General features: G+C 67.3%; 17 protein-coding genes. 3 read left to right on the top strand and 14 right to left on the bottom strand.

The annotated features are described in order from the left end of the window. Positions 1-12: 12 nt before the first annotated feature. The 4 genes from HMPREF3113_RS09850 to HMPREF3113_RS09835 all read right to left on the bottom strand — a co-directional run bounded on the left by HMPREF3113_RS09850 (position 13) and on the right by HMPREF3113_RS09835 (position 4,129). Positions 13-690, bottom strand: a complete 678-nt coding sequence (locus tag HMPREF3113_RS09850) for a DUF484 family protein (protein WP_019183674.1) — start codon at positions 688-690, stop codon at positions 13-15. Further along, a complete protein-coding gene (gene dapF, locus HMPREF3113_RS09845; protein WP_070471917.1) occupies positions 687-1,541 on the bottom strand; it encodes a diaminopimelate epimerase in 855 nt (284 codons plus the stop codon). The genes HMPREF3113_RS09850 and dapF overlap by 4 nt, the downstream gene beginning before the upstream one ends. Further along, complete coding sequence (locus HMPREF3113_RS09840; RefSeq protein WP_019183672.1) at positions 1,534-1,779, bottom strand: LPS translocon maturation chaperone LptM; 246 nt, start codon at positions 1,777-1,779, stop codon at positions 1,534-1,536. Before HMPREF3113_RS09840 ends, dapF begins: the two co-directional genes overlap by 8 nt. 232 nt (positions 1,780-2,011) lie before the next feature. Beyond that, a complete protein-coding gene (locus tag HMPREF3113_RS09835) occupies positions 2,012-4,129 on the bottom strand; it encodes a S9 family peptidase (RefSeq protein WP_070471915.1) in 2,118 nt (705 codons plus the stop codon). A gap of 111 nt (positions 4,130-4,240) precedes the next feature. Here HMPREF3113_RS09835 and HMPREF3113_RS09830 point away from each other — a divergent pair, with 111 nt between their 5' ends. Then, a complete protein-coding gene (locus tag HMPREF3113_RS09830) occupies positions 4,241-5,437 on the top strand; it encodes a pyridoxal phosphate-dependent aminotransferase (protein WP_019183670.1) in 1,197 nt (398 codons plus the stop codon). Between the two features lie 167 nt (positions 5,438-5,604). Here HMPREF3113_RS09830 and HMPREF3113_RS09825 read toward each other — a convergent pair whose 3' ends face one another. After that, positions 5,605-7,701 carry a prolyl oligopeptidase family serine peptidase gene (locus HMPREF3113_RS09825; protein ID WP_070471911.1) on the bottom strand — a complete coding sequence of 699 codons (2,097 nt, stop codon included), beginning with the start codon at positions 7,699-7,701 and terminating at the stop codon, positions 5,605-5,607. Between the two features lie 34 nt (positions 7,702-7,735). Beyond that, positions 7,736-8,062 carry a hypothetical protein gene (locus tag HMPREF3113_RS09820; RefSeq protein WP_083279926.1) on the bottom strand — a complete coding sequence of 109 codons (327 nt, stop codon included), beginning with the start codon at positions 8,060-8,062 and terminating at the stop codon, positions 7,736-7,738. Between the two features lie 205 nt (positions 8,063-8,267). On the opposite strand from HMPREF3113_RS09820, the gene HMPREF3113_RS09815 reads away from it, so the two are divergent. Further along, positions 8,268-8,879, top strand: coding sequence for a lipocalin family protein (locus HMPREF3113_RS09815; RefSeq protein WP_019183667.1), 612 nt, complete (start codon positions 8,268-8,270; stop codon positions 8,877-8,879). 9 nt (positions 8,880-8,888) lie between these two features. Here HMPREF3113_RS09815 and HMPREF3113_RS09810 read toward each other — a convergent pair whose 3' ends face one another. From HMPREF3113_RS09810 to HMPREF3113_RS09790, 5 genes are all read right to left on the bottom strand, one after another. Beyond that, complete coding sequence (locus HMPREF3113_RS09810; RefSeq protein ID WP_019183666.1) at positions 8,889-9,191, bottom strand: HigA family addiction module antitoxin; 303 nt, start codon at positions 9,189-9,191, stop codon at positions 8,889-8,891. 10 nt (positions 9,192-9,201) lie between these two features. Next, positions 9,202-9,480 (bottom strand): type II toxin-antitoxin system RelE/ParE family toxin, encoded by a 279-nt coding sequence (locus tag HMPREF3113_RS09805; RefSeq protein ID WP_070471909.1) that lies wholly within the window; start codon positions 9,478-9,480, stop codon positions 9,202-9,204. A 189-nt stretch (positions 9,481-9,669) separates the two neighbouring features. Continuing rightward, positions 9,670-10,359, bottom strand: a complete 690-nt coding sequence (locus HMPREF3113_RS09800) for a methionine ABC transporter permease (RefSeq protein WP_019183664.1) — start codon at positions 10,357-10,359, stop codon at positions 9,670-9,672. Continuing rightward, on the bottom strand, positions 10,356-11,363 hold the full coding sequence (locus HMPREF3113_RS09795; protein WP_070471907.1) for a methionine ABC transporter ATP-binding protein: 1,008 nt from the start codon (positions 11,361-11,363) through the stop codon (positions 10,356-10,358). Before HMPREF3113_RS09795 ends, HMPREF3113_RS09800 begins: the two co-directional genes overlap by 4 nt. 144 nt (positions 11,364-11,507) lie before the next feature. Beyond that, a complete protein-coding gene (locus tag HMPREF3113_RS09790; protein WP_070471905.1) occupies positions 11,508-12,404 on the bottom strand; it encodes a DMT family transporter in 897 nt (298 codons plus the stop codon). A gap of 77 nt (positions 12,405-12,481) precedes the next feature. Here HMPREF3113_RS09790 and HMPREF3113_RS09785 point away from each other — a divergent pair, with 77 nt between their 5' ends. Beyond that, positions 12,482-12,964: a YajQ family cyclic di-GMP-binding protein gene (locus HMPREF3113_RS09785; RefSeq protein WP_046273152.1), complete on the top strand. Its 483-nt coding sequence runs from the start codon at positions 12,482-12,484 to the stop codon at positions 12,962-12,964. 204 nt (positions 12,965-13,168) lie between these two features. Here HMPREF3113_RS09785 and HMPREF3113_RS09780 read toward each other — a convergent pair whose 3' ends face one another. From HMPREF3113_RS09780 to HMPREF3113_RS09770, 3 genes are all read right to left on the bottom strand, one after another. Further along, positions 13,169-14,260: a helix-turn-helix domain-containing protein gene (locus HMPREF3113_RS09780; RefSeq protein ID WP_070471904.1), complete on the bottom strand. Its 1,092-nt coding sequence runs from the start codon at positions 14,258-14,260 to the stop codon at positions 13,169-13,171. 88 nt (positions 14,261-14,348) lie between these two features. Then, positions 14,349-15,476, bottom strand: a complete 1,128-nt coding sequence (locus tag HMPREF3113_RS09775) for an NAD(P)-dependent alcohol dehydrogenase (protein ID WP_070471903.1) — start codon at positions 15,474-15,476, stop codon at positions 14,349-14,351. A gap of 14 nt (positions 15,477-15,490) precedes the next feature. Further along, positions 15,491-16,954, bottom strand: coding sequence for a benzaldehyde dehydrogenase (locus HMPREF3113_RS09770; RefSeq protein ID WP_175440345.1), 1,464 nt, complete (start codon positions 16,952-16,954; stop codon positions 15,491-15,493). Between the last annotated feature and the right edge of the window lie 191 nt (positions 16,955-17,145).

The raw sequence follows: 17,145 nt of genomic DNA, 5'->3' as shown, positions 1-17,145 counted from the left end.
CTCAAGGGAATGTCAGGGCGACGGGAAACGCTGCAGGGCCACGACCAGCGACTCGCCCATCATGCGCAGGAACAACGTGCCCATGCCGGGGTAGAACCGGTTGCCGTCGTGGCTGCCCACCGCGATCAGGCCGACGCCCGGCAGCGGCAGCAGCGCGCTGGACTGCACTTCCTCGGCACGCCCCGCGTACAGCACGGTATTTTTTTCCGGCTGCAGGCGGCCACAGATCGGCTCGCCGTCTTTCAGGCAATCGCGGAACACCCCCAGCAACGGGCTGCTCTCCTCGATCACCTGCAGCCACGGCGCCTGCTCCAGCCCCGCAACCGGGTGCAGCACGATCAGCCGGACCAGATCGCCAGCAAAATCTTCTTCCAGCGAGGCGGCCATCGCCCGCAGGGTATCGGCCGCCGAGTCCTGTTTCATCAGTGCCAGGGTGAGCTGGTGCGTGCGGACCGCCAAGCGCTCGTTGATCTGCGCATTGGCGGCCAGATCGGCCAGCCGCCGCGACAGCTCACGGTTCTTGTCGCGCAGCACTTCCAGCTGGTAGCTGGCCAGCGACGCGGTGGGACCGTCATCACGCGGCACCACCAGGGTCAGGGCCAGGTCCGGGAACTGTTTCAGGAAGGTCGGATGCCGGCGCAGCCAGGCGGCTACTTCGTGCGATCCGATTTTCTCGGCGGTGTCGCTCATGCGTTCCACTCTCCATCAAAGACGAAGGCTGCGGGTCCGGACATCACGATCTGTGCATCATCGGCCGGCCAGCGGATGCGCAGATCGCCACCCGGAAGCGACATCGTGGCATCGCGCTGCAGGCGACCGCGCTGCATCATCACCACGGCCGCGGCGCACGCGCCGCTGCCGCACGCCAGGGTTTCGCCGGCACCGCGCTCGTACACGCGCAGGCGCGCATGCTGCGGGCCGAGCACCTGCACGAAGCCGACGTTGACCGACTTCGGGAACGAGGCGTGCTGCTGCAGCAACGGACCCAGGCGTTCGACCGGGGCGGCATCGACCAGGCCCACTTCGATGACCGCGTGCGGATTGCCCATCGACACCGCGCCGAAACGCACCGTGTCCCCCTGCAGCGGCAAGAGATACTCCTCGCGGGCGCGGGCGAAGCCGATCAGCGGCACGTTCTCCGGCTCGAAACGCGGCACGCCCATGGCCACCGCGTACTGGTCTTCACCCAGGCGCTCAACCGCGTGCGTGGTGACCGGGCTGTCGATCGCGAACGTGGTGCCAGTGGCCGCACCATCGCGCACCAGCCAGGCAGCGACGCAGCGCGCGCCGTTGCCACACTGCTCCGAACGGCTGCCGTCGGCATTCCAGATCCGGTAGGAGGCCACCGAGCCCTCGGCCTTGGGCGGTTCGATGGTCAGGATCTGGTCGCAACCCACGCCGGTATGGCGATCGGCCAGGCGCGCGGCCAGTGCGGCATCCGGCGGTACGCTGCCATCGCGCAGGTCCAACACCACGAAATCATTGCCGGCGCCATGCATCTTGGTGAAACGCAGCGCCGCGGACGTGCTTGCCTTACTCATTCCCGTCATTGGCCTTCAGCGCCGGGGCTTCAACGGGATCGGGAACCACCGGGGAATCGGTATCGGCATCGGCGGCCGGCGGCGTGGCGTCGTCGGCGGCCGGTTCGACCAGTTGTTCTTCGACCGGGACCGGCTTCTGCGGCAGGACCAGCGGGCCCTTGTTGCCACAGGCCGACAGCACCAGCAGCGCCGAGGCAGCCAGCGTCAGGGAGATGAGGGTACGGGGGGATGTCTTCATGCCCTGAGTATAGCCGCGCACTTTGGGCGCTTGGGTGCTGGCTGGATGAACAGGCCGCGCAGAAATCGCGCCCCTGGAAGCCCCCCGGCAGTGCCGGCGCTGGCCGGCAGCCCCGCCTCCTGCTGGGCCCAGGCGGTGCCGGCCAGCAGCCGGCACTACCGGAGCGGTTGACGATCCTTGGCCGGGCAGCAGCCATCGTCGTCCCTCGGCGGCCGGCGGCCGGCGGCTGCCATTACGGGGTCCGGGTCACGCCCAGCTGGTCGAGCACGAACGCATACGACTCGGCCAGCTCGTGATAGCGCTGGAAGCGGCCGGACTTTCCACCGTGGCCGGCTTCCATGTTGGTGCGGAAAACGATCGGGAAGTGACCGGTGTTGTCATCGCGCAGCTTGGCCACCCACTTGGCCGGCTCCCAGTACTGCACCTGCGAATCCCACAGCCCGGTGCCGACATACAGGGCCGGATAGGCCTGCTTGGCGACGTTGTCGTACGGCGAGTACTTCAGCATGTAGTCGTAGTACTCGCGCTGCTCGGGGTTGCCCCACTCGTCGTACTCGTTGGTCGTCAGCGGGATGCTGGCATCGAGCATGGTGGTGACCACATCCACGAACGGCACCTGGGCGACCATCACGCGGTAATCCTGCGGTGCCTGGTTGGCGACCGCGCCCATCAGCAGGCCACCGGCGCTGCCACCGGAGCCGGCGACGCGGTCCTTGGCCGCATAGCCCTGGCGGACCAGCTCACGGGTGACATCGACGAAATCGTTGAAGGTGTTCTGCTTCTTGAGCAGCTTGCCGTCCTCATACCACGCACGGCCCATTTCCTGGCCGCCGCGGATGTGGGCGATGGCATACACCACGCCGCGATCCAGCAGGCTGACCACGGTCTGGTTGAAGCCCGGATCCATCGACATGCCGTAGCTGCCGTAGGCGTACTGGTACAGCGCGCCGGTGCCGTCCTTCTTGAAACCGTTGCGGTAGACCAGCGACACCGGCACCTTGACGCCATCGCGGGCCGTCACCCATACACGCTCGGTGGTGTACTGCGACGGGTCATAGCCGATCACCGGCTGCTGCTTGAGCTGGCGACGCTCACCGGTGACGGTGTTGAGCTCGTAGGTGGTGGTCGGGGTGGTGAGCGAGGTGTAGGCGTACCGCAGCCACGGCGTATCGTGTTCGCTGTTGGCGGCCAGCCCCATCGAATAGGCCGGCTCGTCGGCCTTGACGTAGTCCTGGCGGCCATCCGGGAACAGCAGGCGCACGCGCTCCAGCCCATTGGAGCGCTCGGCGATCGCGGTGAAGCCATCGAACAGCTCGAAGCCTTCGATCAGCACCGCATCATCGTGCGCGACCCAGTCTTTCCACTGGCTGCGCGTGGTGGCATCACTGGGTGCGGTGACGATCTTGAAGTTCTTCGCATCAGCATCGTTGGTGCGGATCACCCAGCGGCCGTTGAAGTGGTCGGCGTCGTATTCCACGTCGCGTGCACGCGGTGCCAGCACCTTGAATGCCTGCGGATCGGCGGCCGGGGCGTAGCGCGTTTCCGAGCTGACCGTGCTGTGCAGTTCGATGGTCAGGAAACGATCATCGCGGGTGCGGCCGACGCCCATGTAGAAGCTGTCGTCCTTCTCTTCGTAGACCAGCACGTCACTGCTCGCCGGGGTGCCCAGCACGTGTTTTTTCACGCGCACGGTGAGCAGCGTCTCCGGATCGTTCTCGACGTAGAACAGGGTGCGGTTGTCATCGGCCCAGACCACGTTGGGCGAGACGTTCTCGATACGGTCCGGCAGCACTTCACCGGTGCGCAGGTCCTTGAAGCGGATCACGTACTGGCGGCGGCCCACATCATCTTCGGCCCAGGCCAGCAGATGGTTGTCCTGGCTGACATCGGCATCGCCCACGTTGAAGTAGCCCTTGCCCTCGGCCATCGTGTTGATGTCGAGCAGGATTTCTTCCGGCGCCTCCATGCTGCCCTTGCGGCGTGCCTGGATCGGGTAGTCCTTGCCGGTTTCAAAGCGGGTGTAATACCAGTAGCCGCGGTCACGCGAGGGCACGCTGGCATCGTCCTGCTTGATGCGGGCGACGATCTCCTTGTACAGCGTGTCTTCCAGCGGCTTGAGCGGCGCCACGACCTGGTCGGTATAGGCATTCTCCGCGTTCAGGTACGCCAGCATTTTCCTGTCTTCGCGCTTGTCGTCACGCAGCCAGTAGTAATCATCGCTGCGGGTCGCGCCAAAGGGAGCCTTCACCGTGTGCGGGTGCTTCTCGGCGTCGGGCGGGGTCAGCGCGGGGGCGGCGTGCACGTTGGAGGTCATGAGGCTGGCAACCAGTAAACAAAGGGCGGGTTTCACGAGATAAGGCTCCTGGCGGGGGAATGCAATGGCGTCCGTGTCCGTGCAGTCTGTGCCGCCGGGTGGGCCAGCAGCAAGCCTGTCGTTGGTCACTGCGCCTATCATCAGGCCATGGACACTTCCCGCACGCCCCCGACCGGCACCGGCTACAGCCGCCGCAGCCAGGAAATCGAACCCTTCCACGTGATGTCGCTGCTGGCCCGCGCGCAGGCGCTGGAGCAGGCCGGCCACGATGTGATCCACCTGGAGATCGGCGAGCCGGACTTCACCACCGCCGCCCCGATCGTGCGCGCCGGCCAGGCGGCACTGGCGGCCGGGCACACGCGCTATACCGCCGCCCGCGGGCTGCCCGCGCTGCGCGAGGCGATTGCCGGGTTCTACCAGGATCGCTACCAGGTGCAGATCGACCCCCAGCGGATCCTGGTCACCCCGGGTGGCTCGGGCGCATTGCTGCTGGCCAGCAGCCTGCTGGTCGATCCCGGCAAGCACTGGTTGCTGGCCGATCCGGGCTATCCGTGCAACCGGCACTTCCTGCGCCTGGTGGAAGGGGCCGCGCAGCTGGTACCGGTCGGCCCGGAAACGGCGTACCAGCTCACGCCGGAACTGGTGGCACGGCAATGGAATGCCGAGAGTGTCGGCGCCCTGGTCGCCTCTCCGGCCAACCCGACCGGAACCGTGCTTTCCGCTGCGCAGCTGGACGCGCTGTCGCAGTCACTGAAGTCGCGCGGCGGGCACCTGGTGGTGGATGAGATCTACCACGGCCTCACCTACGGGATGGACGCGGCCAGCGTGCTGCAGGTCGACGATGACGCCTTCGTGCTCAACAGCTTCTCCAAGTATTACGGGATGACCGGCTGGCGACTGGGCTGGCTGGTCGCGCCGCCGCAGGCGGTGAAGGAGCTGGAGAAGCTGGCGCAGAATCTGTACATCAGCGCCTCCAGCATCGCCCAGCATGCGGCGCTGGCATGTTTCGAGCCGGAGTCGATCGCGATTTTCGAGCAGCGCCGCGCGGCATTCCGCGAGCGCCGCGATTACCTGCTGCCGGCGCTGCGGGCGCTCGGCTTCCGGATCGAAGTGGAACCGGAAGGCGCGTTCTATCTCTACGCCGACGTGAGTGCGTTCACCGGGGATGCGCAGGCCTTCTGTGCGCATTTCCTGGAAACCGAGCATGTCGCGTTCACCCCGGGCCTGGACTTCGGGCACCACCGCGCCAACGCGCACGTGCGGCTGGCCTACACGCAGGAAGTGCCACGCCTGGAAGAGGCGGTGCGGCGGATCGCGCGTGGGCTGGAGACGTGGGTGCGTTGAGCGACCCCTGAAAAAAAACGCCACGCATCGCTGCGTGGCGCTGAAAATGGGGTGGAGCCAACCTGACGCCCCACCACCCGGAGTCCGCTCCAGGGGGCTACAACGTCTGCGGCAGGCTCACTCCCTGCCGGCTGCTCGACTGCCCCTGGCCGTCGAGCAACCCGAGCTTACTTGGAGAGCTGCTCCCACAGGAAGCTGTAGGCCAAAGCCGACATGTGCGCGGCCTGCGCGTTGTTCGCCGCGCCGCCGTGGCCACCTTCGATGTTCTCGTAGTAGGTCACGTCCTTGCCGGCGTCGATCATCATGGCCGCCATCTTGCGGGCGTGTGCCGGATGCACGCGGTCATCGCGCGTGGAGGTGGTGAACAGCACCGGCGGGTACGTCTTCTTCGCATCGAACAGGTGGTACGGCGAGAAGGTCTTGATGAACTCCCAATCGGCCGTGTCCGGATTGCCGTATTCGGCCATCCACGAGGCGCCGGCCAGCAGGTGGCTGTAGCGCTTCATGTCCAGCAGTGGCACCTGGATCACCACCGCCCCGAACAGTTCCGGGTACTGGGTCAGCATGTTGCCGGTGAGCAGGCCGCCGTTGCTGCCGCCCTGCACGCCCAGGTGCTTGGCCGAGGTGATCTTGCGGCTGGCCAGGTCGCGGGCGACCGCGGCCATGTCTTCATAGGCCTTGTGCCGGTTCTGCTTGAGCGCCGCCTGGTGCCAGCGCGGGCCGTACTCGCCACCGCCACGGATGTTGGCGACCACGTACACGCCGCCCTTCTCCAGCCATGCGCGGCCCATGCCACCGGAGTAGGACGGGGTCAGCGAGATCTCGAAGCCGCCATAGCCGTACAGCAGGGTCGGGTTGGAACCGTCCAGCTTCATGTCCTTGCGGTGCACCACGAAGTACGGCACGCGGGTGCCGTCCTTGCTGGTGGCGAAGTGCTGCTCGATCACCTTGCCATCGGCATCGAAGAACGCCGGCATGGTCTTGAGCACTTCAGGCTGCTTGCCGATCTCGGCGATGGCCAGGGTGGTCGGGGTCAGGTAATCGGTGACGGTCATCCACACCGCATCGCTGTCGTCGGCATCCACCGCGCTGACAGCCACGGTGCCGAACGACGGCGAGCCGGTGAAGGCACTCGTCTTCCAGCCACTGTCGGTGGGGGTCAGCACGCTCAGGCGGCTCTTGACGTCGTCCAGCACGTTCAGGACCAGGTGGTTCTTCGTCCAGCTGGTGCCGGCCAGCGAGGTGGTGTCGGTCGGTGCGAACAGCACGTCGAAGTCGCGCTTGCCGGCGAGGTAATCGTCCAGCCTGGTGGCCAGCAGCGCGCCGGCGGCGTAGGTCTTGCCGCCCACGGTCCACGGCTCGCGCAGCTCCAGGGTAAGCCACTGCTTGCGCAGGCCCTTCTCCGCCGAGTTCGGCGCATCGATCCTGGTCAGCGTGCCGTCGTCGGCGCGCAGGAAGATCTCGTTGTTGTAGAAGGCCAGCGTTCGGCTGACCAGGTTGCGCTCGTAACCGGGGGTATCGTCGTGCATGGCCGCGATGTACATGTCATCGGGCTTGCCTTCATAGACCACCGAAGCCGAAGCCATCGGCGTGCCACGCTTCCACAGCTTGGCCACCCGCGGGTAACCGGAAGTGGTCATCGTGCCGGTGCCGAAATCGGTGTAGACGAAGACCGTGTCGCGGTCGATCCAGTTCAGGCCACCTTTGGACTCGGGGCGGAAGAAACCGTCCTTGATCCAGGCCTTGTTGGCCAGGTCGAACTCGCGGGTGACGTCGGCGTCGGCGCCGCCGCGCGAGAGCGCGATCAGGCAGCGCGAATAGTCCGGGCGCAGGCAGTCGGCGCCGTGCCAGACCCAGTTTTCGCCCTCGGCCTTGTTCAGCGCATCCAGATCCAGCACGGTTTCCCACTGCGGCGAGGCCTTGCGGTACTCGGCCAGCGTGGTGCGGCGCCACAGGCCGCGCTCGTGCTGCTTGTCCTTCCAGAAGTTGTAGTAGTAATCGCCGATCTTCTGTACGCCGGGAATCTTGGCGTCCGAATCGAGCACCTCGCGGATGCTGGTCTCCATCTGCTTGAACGCCGGGGTCGAGGCCAGGCGGCCTTCGGACGTGGCGTTCTGCGCTTTGACCCAGGCCAGCGGCTTGTCGCCGGTGACATCTTCAAGCCAGGCGTACTTGTCCGCGGGGGCGTCAGCGGCCATGGCGGTTCCCGCCGCGCTGGCGGAGATCAGACCTGCCACCAGGCAGGCGGAAGCGAATCGTGACATTGCAGCTCCAGGCATTCATAGCCTTGGGACGCTATCACACCGTCTGGCTGCGGCTCACGTGTCGAAGGTCAGGCCGGGCCGGTCGCGGCAGCGGGCGACCGCGGCGCCGCGCCTGCGGCCCACGACGGCGGCGGGCGGTCCGGGTGAGCAGGCCCGGTAGCGGCAGGCGGAAGCGATGCAGGCTCCACCAGGCCACCAGGGGCATGCCGACCAGCCACAGCGGCAGCCAGCCGACCCACTCGCTGTGGCCCCGTGCGGCGGGCCAGACCAGGACCAGGGCGACCCCGGCCAGGGCGGCCTGCCTGACGCAGCGCAGCACGCGCGGATCGGGACGGTCGGACGAACGCGGGGAAGACGACAGGGTCATGACACAGCTCCGTGCGAAAGTGATGCGTCACCTTGCCGCGCGGCCATCTCACCGGCTGCGACCTTGTCGGTCGGCCGCGGCAGCAAGGACCTCCGGCGCCGAGGCTGCATGAATCGGTCACGCAACCGCCGCGCCGCCATTGACGTTCTCTGCTGTCCCACCCACCATGCCCCTGCCAGCCACTGGAGCCACCCGCCGCATGTCTTCGAACCGCCCGCTTCGCGCTGTCCTGTTGGTCTCCTCGCTGGCGTTGCTGTCAGCCTGTGCGTTCCGTCATGAGACCAAACCGGACCCCGCGCCGACGCCGGTCGCGGTCGACAGCGCCGCGGCGCCGATCGACCTGCAGCGGTTCATGGGCACCTGGTACGTGATCGGCCGCGTGCCGAACCCGATCGAGCGCGGCCACGTCGCCAGCGTCAATGAGTTCCGCCTGCGCGGAGACCAGAAGGTGTCGATCAGATACCGCTACCGCGACGGCTTCTCCGAACCGCAGCAGGAACTGACCGTCCGCGCCTCGGTGGACGAGAAGAGCGGCAACCACAACTGGCGCACCTGGTTCTACAAGATCGTGCCGACCCACACCCGCGTGCTGGAAGTCGCGCCGGACTATTCGTGGGCGATGCTGGGTTACCCGGGCCGCGAGATGGCCTGGATCTTCGCGCGCCAGCCGGACATGGACAAGGAGCTCTACAAAGAGCTCGCCACCCGCCTGCGTGACGATTACGGGGTCAACACCGACAAGCTCAAGCGCGTGCCGCAGCACCCCGAGCAGGTGGACCGGCTGGGCTTTGAAGTGCCGAACGTCCGGTAAGGGCGGCGCTCAGGCCGCCTCGCGCGGCTGCACCCTGCGCTCGATTTCCTGACGGGTCGGCAGCGTCTTCAGATCGTACTCGGCCTGGAGGGCCAGCCACGACGCGGCGTCCCCGCCGAAATGACGCGCCAGGCGCACTGCGGTATCGGCCGTTACGCCACGGGTTTCATGCACGATGGCGTGCAATCGCGTCGGCGGCACATCCAAGGCCCGTGCCAGCGCAGTAATGCTCAGCTGCAACGGCAGCAGAAACTCCTCGCGCAGGATTTCGCCCGGATGGACGGCCCTGAGGTTGTTGATGGGGCGGCTCATGGATGGCACCTCAGTGGTAATCGACGATCTCGACATCACGCGGACCGTTGTCGGTCCAGACAAAACACAACCGCCACTGCGCGTTGATGCGGATGCTGTGTTGCCCGCGTCGATCACCGCACAGCGCTTCGAGCCGATTTGCGGGCGGGCTGCGCAGGAACTGCAGGGTCTGTGCAGCATCCAGCATCTGCAGCTTGCGCTCGGCCAGTGACTGGAACGCACGGAATTGGCGCGGGCATCGCCCCGCAAACAGCGCGAGCGTGTGGCGGCATCGGAAGGACTGAATCATTCCGCACAGCGTATTACGCCAAACGGAATATAACACAGCTCCCCGTCACGCAATGGTGCGTTGGTCGATCACCTGATCAATCGAATCAGCGCGTGCTGCCGCCCCGGCACTCCCTTGGGCGGCACGACCTGAGGCCATGCCCGGTCGCCGCTGGGCATGGCGTACCGACCAACGGTCGGTACCTACCGGTTACTTCCGGCTGTAGTGCGAGACCAGCCGGTCGCCGATCATCTGCAGAATCTGCACCAGCACCAGCAGCAGCACCACGGTGACCAGGGCCACGTCGGTGTGCGAGCGCTGGTAGCCATCGCGGAACGCCAGGTCGCCCAGGCCGCCCGAGCCGATCGCACCGCCCATCGCGGTGAAGCCGATCAGCGCAATCACCGTGACGGTGGCACCGGCGATCAGGCCCGGCCGCGCTTCGGGCAGCAGCACCCGGGTGACCAGCTGCCAGGTGGTGGCGCCCATCGCCTGGGTCGCCTCGATCACGCCGCGGTCCACTTCACGCAGCGCGGTCTCGACCAGACGTGCATAGAACGGCGCTGCGCCGATCACCAGCGGCACGATCGCGCCACGGACGCCCAGCGAGGTGCCCATCATCCACAGCGTGAGCGGGATCAGCACGATCATCAGGATGATGAAGGGCACCGAGCGCAGCAGGTTCACCAGCAGCGCGAGCGAACCGTACAGCACCGGCTTGCGGTGCAGCTGCGGCGAGCCGGTCAGGAACAGCAGCACGCCCAGCGGCAGGCCGATCAGCAGCGTCAGCGGCAGCGAGCCGCCGAGCATCAGCAGGGTATCCAGCGTGGCCTGGCCGATATCGGCCCATTTGCCGGCGTCGAGGTGGCGGAAGAACCCGCCTGCGGTGGCCAGGATCATCGGCGCAGCTCCTCAAGATGGACACCGGCGGCAACGAAGCCCGCCTGGGCGGCCTGTACGTCGCCCCCGACCAGCGACACGGTCAGCTGCCCATACGGGGTGTCCTTGATCCGGTCGATACGGCCGGACAGGATGTTGTAGTCCACGCCGGTCTCGCGCGCGATGCGCCCCAGCAGCGGTTCATAGGTATCGGCGCCGAGGAAGGTCAGGCGCACGATGCGACCGGCCACCGCCTCGAAATCCTTGTGCAGCTCGCCCTCGTCGACCTGTTCGGACTCGCTGACGAAGCGGCGGGTGGTCGGGTGCTGCGGGTGCAGGAACACCTCGGTGACCGGGCCGGTTTCGACCAGGTGGCCGGCATCGAGTACGGCGACGCGGTCGCAGACACGGCGGATCACGTCCATCTCGTGGGTGATCAGCACGATGGTCAGGCCCAGCTCGCGGTTGATCCTGCCCAGCAGCTTGAGCACCGAGGCGGTGGTCTGCGGGTCCAGCGCGCTGGTGGCCTCATCGCACAGCAGGATCTGCGGGCGGGTGGCCAGCGCGCGGGCGATGCCGACGCGCTGCTTCTGGCCGCCGGAAAGCTGCGCCGGGTACTTGTTGGCGTGCGCTTCCAGGCCGACCGTGTGCAGCAGTTCGTCCACGCGTGCGTCGATCTCCGCGCGCGGCGTGCCGGCCAGCTCCAGCGGGAAGGCGACATTGGCCGCCACGGTGCGCGAGGACAGCAGGTTGAAGTGCTGGAAGATCATGCCGATCTTCCGGCGCAGCACGCGCAACCCCTCGGCGTCGAGCGCGGTGACGTCTTCGCCATTGATCAGCAGGCGGCCACCGGTGGGTTCCTCCAGCCGGTTGATCAGGCGGATCAGGGTCGATTTGCCCGCGCCGGAATGGCCGATGATGCCGAACACTTCGCCGGCCTCGATGATCAGGTCCAGCGGCTGCAGCGCGGCAATCGCGCGGCCGCCGACGGCATAGGATTTGTGCAGGCGCTGGAACTCGATCACTTCGCGGTCAACCGGGGCATCGACGGGAGGGGGCGTGCAGCCTACCAGCGCGGGGCGGCCCTGGCCCGTGCGGTTGCGCGGAATGATATTCCGTTTGGTTCTAAGGGAACGTGATCCGGTCGGCCTGGCGGGCGCCTGCCGGGCTCAGGGATGATCCAGCGGCTTGGGCGGCTCGACCCGGCGGACCCGCTCGCGGTGAAGCAGGTACAGGCCCGAGGCCACGATGATGGCTGCGCCCAGCCAGGTCACCTGGTCGGGCAGCACGCCCCAGAACAACAGGTCCCAGCCGATCACCCAGACCAGCCCGGTGTATTCCAGCGGCGCGATCATCGACGCTTCGCCCAGCTGGAAGGCCCGGGTCAGGGCGACCTGCCCCCCTGCCCCGGCCAGGCCCATGCCCGCGATCAGGACCGCGTGGCCCAACTGCAGCGGCTGCCAGTCCGGGATCGCGAGCAGGCCGGCGCCGACGGCCATGATCACCAGGAACCACACCACCATCGACTGCGGGGTATCGGTCCGGGTCAGCATGCTGACCGTGATCGCGGCCAGCGCATAGGCGGTGGCCGCGAGCAGCACCATCAGGCCGGGGAAGGAGATGATCCCGCCAACGCCGGGGCGCAGCACCACCAGCACGCCGATCAGGCCGATGCCGATGGCGATCCAGCGGCGCGGGCCGACGTGCTCGCCGAGCAGCGGTACCGAGAGCGCGGCGATCAGCAGCGGGGCGACGAAGTAGATGGTGTAGGCGGTGGACAGCGGCAGGCTGCGCAGCGCGTAGACGAAGCAGCCGATCATCGCCATGCCGAGCACGCCGCGCAGCAGGTGCAGGCCCCAGCGCCTGGGCACCAGCGAGCGCGGGCCGGCCGTGGCCAGCACCCAGACCAGCACGAACGGCAGCGACGCCGCGCCGCGCAGGAAGGTCACCTGCAGGGTGGGATAGCTGGCCGACAGCTGCTTCATGCCGGCATCCATCAGCGAGAAGCAGGCCACGGCCATGAGCATCCAGGCGACGGCGCGGGTGGGGGAGCGTTGCGTGTTCATGACCCATTATCGCCGGGTTGGCCGGGCCGTCCATGGTGGGTTGGTAGAATGGGGTATTCACCCGCTGGAGTTTTCCGATGCCCTCTTTTGACGTTGTTTCCGAAGTCGACACCCACGAGCTGACCAACGCGGTCGATCAGGCCAACCGCGAGTTGTCCACGCGCTTCGATTTCAAGGGGGTGGACGCCAAGTTCGTGCTGGAGGACGGCGTGATCAACCAGTCCGCGCCGAGCGATTTCCAGTTGCAGCAGATGACGGACATCCTGCGCCAGCGCTTGATCGCGCGGAAGATCGATGCGGCGTGCCTGGAGTTCGGGGATATCGAGACGAATCTGGCCGGTGCGCGGCAGAAGATCACGGTCAAGCAGGGCATCGAGCAGAAGGTGGCCAAGAAGATCGCGGCGAAGATCAAGGAGGCCAAGTTGAAGGTGGACAGCCAGATCAATGGCGACAAGCTGCGGGTGACGGGCAAGAAGCGCGATGATCTGCAGGATGCGATGGCGCTGCTGCGGAAGGAGACCTTCGAGGTTCCGCTGCAGTTCGATAATTTCCGCGATTGATCTTGGCCGAAGGGCTGTAGCGAAGAGCGCTGGCGATTCATTGCTGGTGTGCTGCGTCGGCGGATGGGCGGGCAAAGCGGTCGTGCCCGCCGCTTCCGGCGACCAGGCGATATCCCATCGGTAGTGCCGGCCGCTGGCCGGCAACCTCGTTGCGCAGATCGAAAAGATGCGGCTTCCGGCGTGTGTACCGCCGGGCGCGGGTCACTACGCGCGAATCAGCTTGTACAGGGTGGTGCGTGAGATGCCGAGCTGGCGCGCGGCGGCGCTGACGTTGCCCTGGTGGGCGGCCACGGCGTCGCGGACGTGCTGTGTGTTCTGCGCACGCAGCGAGGCGTTGACGGGCTGTGCGGCGAGCTTGCGGCTGGCATGCGGTGCGAGTGGTCCGCGCAGGTACTGGACATGCACGGCCGTGTCTTCGTCCAGGCGGACGCGGTGGGCCGGGCCGGTCTGCAGGAGGCGGCGGCGCTGATGGACGCTGGCGCCGGCAAAGAGGCCGTCGAGGGTGAGGACCGGCAAGGGTCCGCGGCGCGGGAGTCCGAACAGGCGGCGGGCGACGCGATTGGCGGCGCGGACATGCCCGTCTTCTTCGATGGCCAGCAGACCCTGCAGCGGTGAGTGCAGCCAGCGTGCGTCGTGCTGGACGGCCAGCAGATGACAGGGGCGGTGGTCCTGCATCAGCCGGTTTTCGGCCGAGAGGGCGGCCTGGCGGAAGTAGCCGTGCAGCAGCTCGGCATCGCGCTCGCCGGTGCCGGTGATGTCCAGGGCCCCCCGCAATTCACCATCCAGCCCATGCAGGGGCACGCTCAGGCAGAACACGGTGGCGAAGCGATCCAGGTAGTGTTCGTTGCCGCGCACAAGCGCGGGCGCGTCTTCGGCCAGGCTGCAGGCCGGTGCCGTGGTGCCGATGTCGATCTCGCGCAGGCGGCGGCCGATCTGGATCGGGCGCAGCACCGGCACGTCGGCCAGGCCATGTTCGCGCTGGGCGACGACCAGGCCGTCGGCGTTGACGCAGAACAGGGTCCATTGGCGGCCACCGAAGGCGGCCCAGAGATGGTCCATGTCCTCGCGCACACAGCGTGCGAGGCGGCGGTCGGCCGGGTCGTCCAGGCGGGTGGCGCCCGCGGCAAGGGGCGCGTAGTACGGCGCCTGCCGCGGCTGTACGCCGGCCTGGCGCGAACGCTCCCAGGAGCGCAGTACCGGCGGGCTGACCACGCTGTCCATCAGCGCGCCGCCCTCGGCAAAGCGCTGACGGGCGGCGGCCAATACCTGCTGCTGTTCCAGAACCATCGCGGCCATCGGTCGATCTCCACCTCGGACCGACAGGCTACTCCGGCAAAGCTGACTGCTGCGTCGTCGCAGGCACGCATGCCTGCGACGGAGCGTTTCACCCGCCGATGGTCAGGATCGGCTTGAGCGTGACGCCGCGGGTGCTGTCCTCGGCGGCCTGGTTGATCTGGTCCAGCGGGTAGAACTTCACCAGTTTGTCGAACGGGAAGCGGCCCTGCTGGTACAGCTGCACCAGCTGCGGGATGAACACCTTCGGCACGCTGTCGCCTTCAACGATGCCGCGGATGCTGCGCCCGCCCAGCAGCAGGTTGTTGACGTCGAACTCGGCCTTGGTGCCCAGCTTCGGCGCGCCGACCACGCCGATCACGCCCAGCCCCCCAAGCGCCTCGATGCCCTGGGCCAGCACGTCCGGGCGCCCGGTGGATTCCAGGGCGAAGTTGGCCCCGCCGCCGGTGATCTCGCGCACGGCGTCGACGACGTCGGCCTCGCGGCTGTTGATCACATGGGTGGCGCCGAGTTCCTTCGCCAGTTCCAGGCGCGACGGCACCACATCGATGGCGATGATCGTGGTCGCACCGGCCACGCGCGCGGCCATCACCGCGCTCAGGCCGACCGCGCCGGCACCGAAGCTGGCGAAGCTGCTGCCGGCGGTCACCTTGAGCGAGTTGATCACCGCACCGGCGCCGGTCTGGATGCCGCAGCCGAGCGGGCCGAGCAGTTCGATCGGCGCATCGTCGGGCACCTTGATCGCGTTGTTCTCGCGGCTCAGGGCGTAGGTGGCGAACGAAGACTGTGCGAAGAAGTGATCGTGCAGCGGCTTGCCGTCCGGGTCCTGGATCGCGGTGGAACCGTCCCGTGCACCGCCACCGAAGTTCAGGCCGAAGAAGTCCTTGCAGTACGCGCCGTGGCCGCCGCTGCAGGGATTGCAGTGGCCGCAGGCGCCGTAGGTCAGCACGACATGGTCACCGACCTTGAGGTCTTTCACGCCCGGGCCGAGTGCTTCAACGATGCCCGCACCTTCATGGCCGAGCACCGCCGGCAGCGGCACGGGATAGTACTGGTCGCGCACGATCAGGTCGGTATGGCACAGGCCGGTGGCGACTACGCGCACCAGCACTTCATCGTCCTGCGGCCCACGGATGCGCGCCTTCTCGATCGTGAAAGGCTGTTCTTTTTCGCGCACCACGGCCACGGTGATGTCGCGCAGTTCTGCTGTTGCGGTCATGAGGGTCTCCTGGATCAGATCGGGTAGGCGGGCGCTTCGCCCTTGACGGTCATCCACTGCCACTGGGTGAACTCGTCGATGTTGGACGGGCCGCCGATGCTGGTGCCATTGCCGGAGGCGCCGACGCCACCGAACGGATTGATCACCTCATCGTTCACGGTCTGGTCGTTGATGTGCAGCAGGCCGGTGCGCAACCGTTCGCCCAGCTTCAGTGCGCGGCCGACATTACTCGACACGATCGCCATCGACAGGCCGTACTCGCTGTCGTTGGCCAGCTCCACCGCCTCATCATCGGTATCGAAGGGCACGACCACCGCGACCGGTGCGAAGATCTCTTCGTGGAAGGCCGGGTTGTCGCGGCCCACATCGCTGAGCACGGTCGGTTCGAAGAACAGGTCCTTGTACCCACCGCCGGTCGCGAGCGTGGCACCAGCCGCCTGCGCTTCGGCAACGATGCGCGCGGCATGGTCACGCTGCTGGGCGTTGATCAGCGGCCCGATCGCCACCTCCCCATCGGCCGGATTGCCGACCTTGAGCGACTTGGCCTTGGCCACCAGCTTTTCCAGGAACCGCGCATGGATGCTGCGCTGGACCAGCACGCGGCCGGTGGCCATGCAGATCTGGCCCTGGTGCAGGTAGACGCCCCACGCGGTGTTGGCGATGGCCAGGTCCATGTCGGCATCGTCGAGCACGATCAGCGAGTTCTTGCCGCCCAGTTCCAGCGATACCTTCTTCAGGTGCTTGCCGGCCGCTTCGCCGACCTTGCGCCCCGCGCCGGTGGAGCCGGTGAACTGGATCATCGCGATGTTCGGGTCACTGGTCAGCGCCGCACCGGCGGCGCCATCGCCCGGCAGCACGTGCAGCAGGCCTGCCGGCAGCCCGGCCAGTTCGAACAGGCGCGCGATCACGAAGCCACCGCACACGGCGGTGCGCGGATCGGGCTTGAGCACCACCGCGTTGCCCAGCGCCAAGGCCGGGGCCACGGCACGCATGGCCAGGTACAGCGGGAAGTTGAACGGCGAGATCACGCCGACCACGCCGAGTGGGCGGCGGCGCGCCAGATTCAAACGGCCCGGTTCGGACGGCAGCACCTCGCCGATGCTGCGCGAGGGCAGTGCCGCGGCCTCATGCAGCGCCTTGGTGTTCACCTTGGCCTCGAAACCGGCCTTGAGCTGGGTGGAGCCGCTTTCGCGGACCAGCCACTGCACGATCTCGTCGTTGTGTTCTTCGGCCAACTGCGCCGCGCGGCGCAGCACCTGCGCGCGGGTGTCATACGGGGCGCTGGCCCAGTCGCGCTGCGCCTTGGCGGCGGTGGCGACGGCGCGCGCGATCTGTGCCGGGTCGGCCATCGCGATCTCGCCCAGGCGCTCGCCGGTCGCCGGCTCGACCACGTGCTGGGTGCCTGCACCCGCGGCCCACTGGCCATCGAACAGCTTGCCGGACCACGTGGCCGTCGGCAGGAATGCGTGTGTTGCCATCACTGAGAACTCCTTGCGTCGTGTACCCGGCCATTGGATACCCGCAGCCGGCCACTGCCTATTGGCCGCTGGATGGATTACTGCAAGTGATTGCCGGATAAGGAATTTCCAGCATGACCGGTGTCCAGTTAATGGACAGTGGAGCCGATCGGGCGTCCACTTCACCGGCGCGCCGTACAATCAACGGCCCC

It is taken from the genome of Stenotrophomonas sp. HMSC10F06 (assembly GCF_001807865.1).
GTDB lineage: Bacteria > Pseudomonadota > Gammaproteobacteria > Xanthomonadales > Xanthomonadaceae > Stenotrophomonas > Stenotrophomonas bentonitica_A.
This window is presented reverse-complemented; position numbering and strand designations above follow the sequence as displayed.

Coding starts and splice junctions, on each gene's coding strand:
- HMPREF3113_RS09840 (WP_019183672.1), bottom strand. CDS start 1,779: ATGAAGACATCCCCCCGTACCCTCATCTCCCTGACGCTGGCTGCCTCG.
- HMPREF3113_RS09775 (WP_070471903.1), bottom strand. CDS start 15,476: ATGACCGCAACAGCAGAACTGCGCGACATCACCGTGGCCGTGGTGCGC.
- HMPREF3113_RS09770 (WP_175440345.1), bottom strand. CDS start 16,954: ATGGCAACACACGCATTCCTGCCGACGGCCACGTGGTCCGGCAAGCTG.
- HMPREF3113_RS09850 (WP_019183674.1), bottom strand. CDS start 690: ATGAGCGACACCGCCGAGAAAATCGGATCGCACGAAGTAGCCGCCTGG.
- HMPREF3113_RS09810 (WP_019183666.1), bottom strand. CDS start 9,191: ATGAGCCGCCCCATCAACAACCTCAGGGCCGTCCATCCGGGCGAAATC.
- HMPREF3113_RS09830 (WP_019183670.1), top strand. CDS start 4,241: ATGGACACTTCCCGCACGCCCCCGACCGGCACCGGCTACAGCCGCCGC.
- dapF (WP_070471917.1), bottom strand. CDS start 1,541: ATGAGTAAGGCAAGCACGTCCGCGGCGCTGCGTTTCACCAAGATGCAT.
- HMPREF3113_RS09790 (WP_070471905.1), bottom strand. CDS start 12,404: ATGAACACGCAACGCTCCCCCACCCGCGCCGTCGCCTGGATGCTCATG.
- HMPREF3113_RS09815 (WP_019183667.1), top strand. CDS start 8,268: ATGTCTTCGAACCGCCCGCTTCGCGCTGTCCTGTTGGTCTCCTCGCTG.
- HMPREF3113_RS09800 (WP_019183664.1), bottom strand. CDS start 10,359: ATGATCCTGGCCACCGCAGGCGGGTTCTTCCGCCACCTCGACGCCGGC.
- HMPREF3113_RS09780 (WP_070471904.1), bottom strand. CDS start 14,260: ATGGCCGCGATGGTTCTGGAACAGCAGCAGGTATTGGCCGCCGCCCGT.
- HMPREF3113_RS09785 (WP_046273152.1), top strand. CDS start 12,482: ATGCCCTCTTTTGACGTTGTTTCCGAAGTCGACACCCACGAGCTGACC.
- HMPREF3113_RS09805 (WP_070471909.1), bottom strand. CDS start 9,480: ATGATTCAGTCCTTCCGATGCCGCCACACGCTCGCGCTGTTTGCGGGG.
- HMPREF3113_RS09825 (WP_070471911.1), bottom strand. CDS start 7,701: ATGTCACGATTCGCTTCCGCCTGCCTGGTGGCAGGTCTGATCTCCGCC.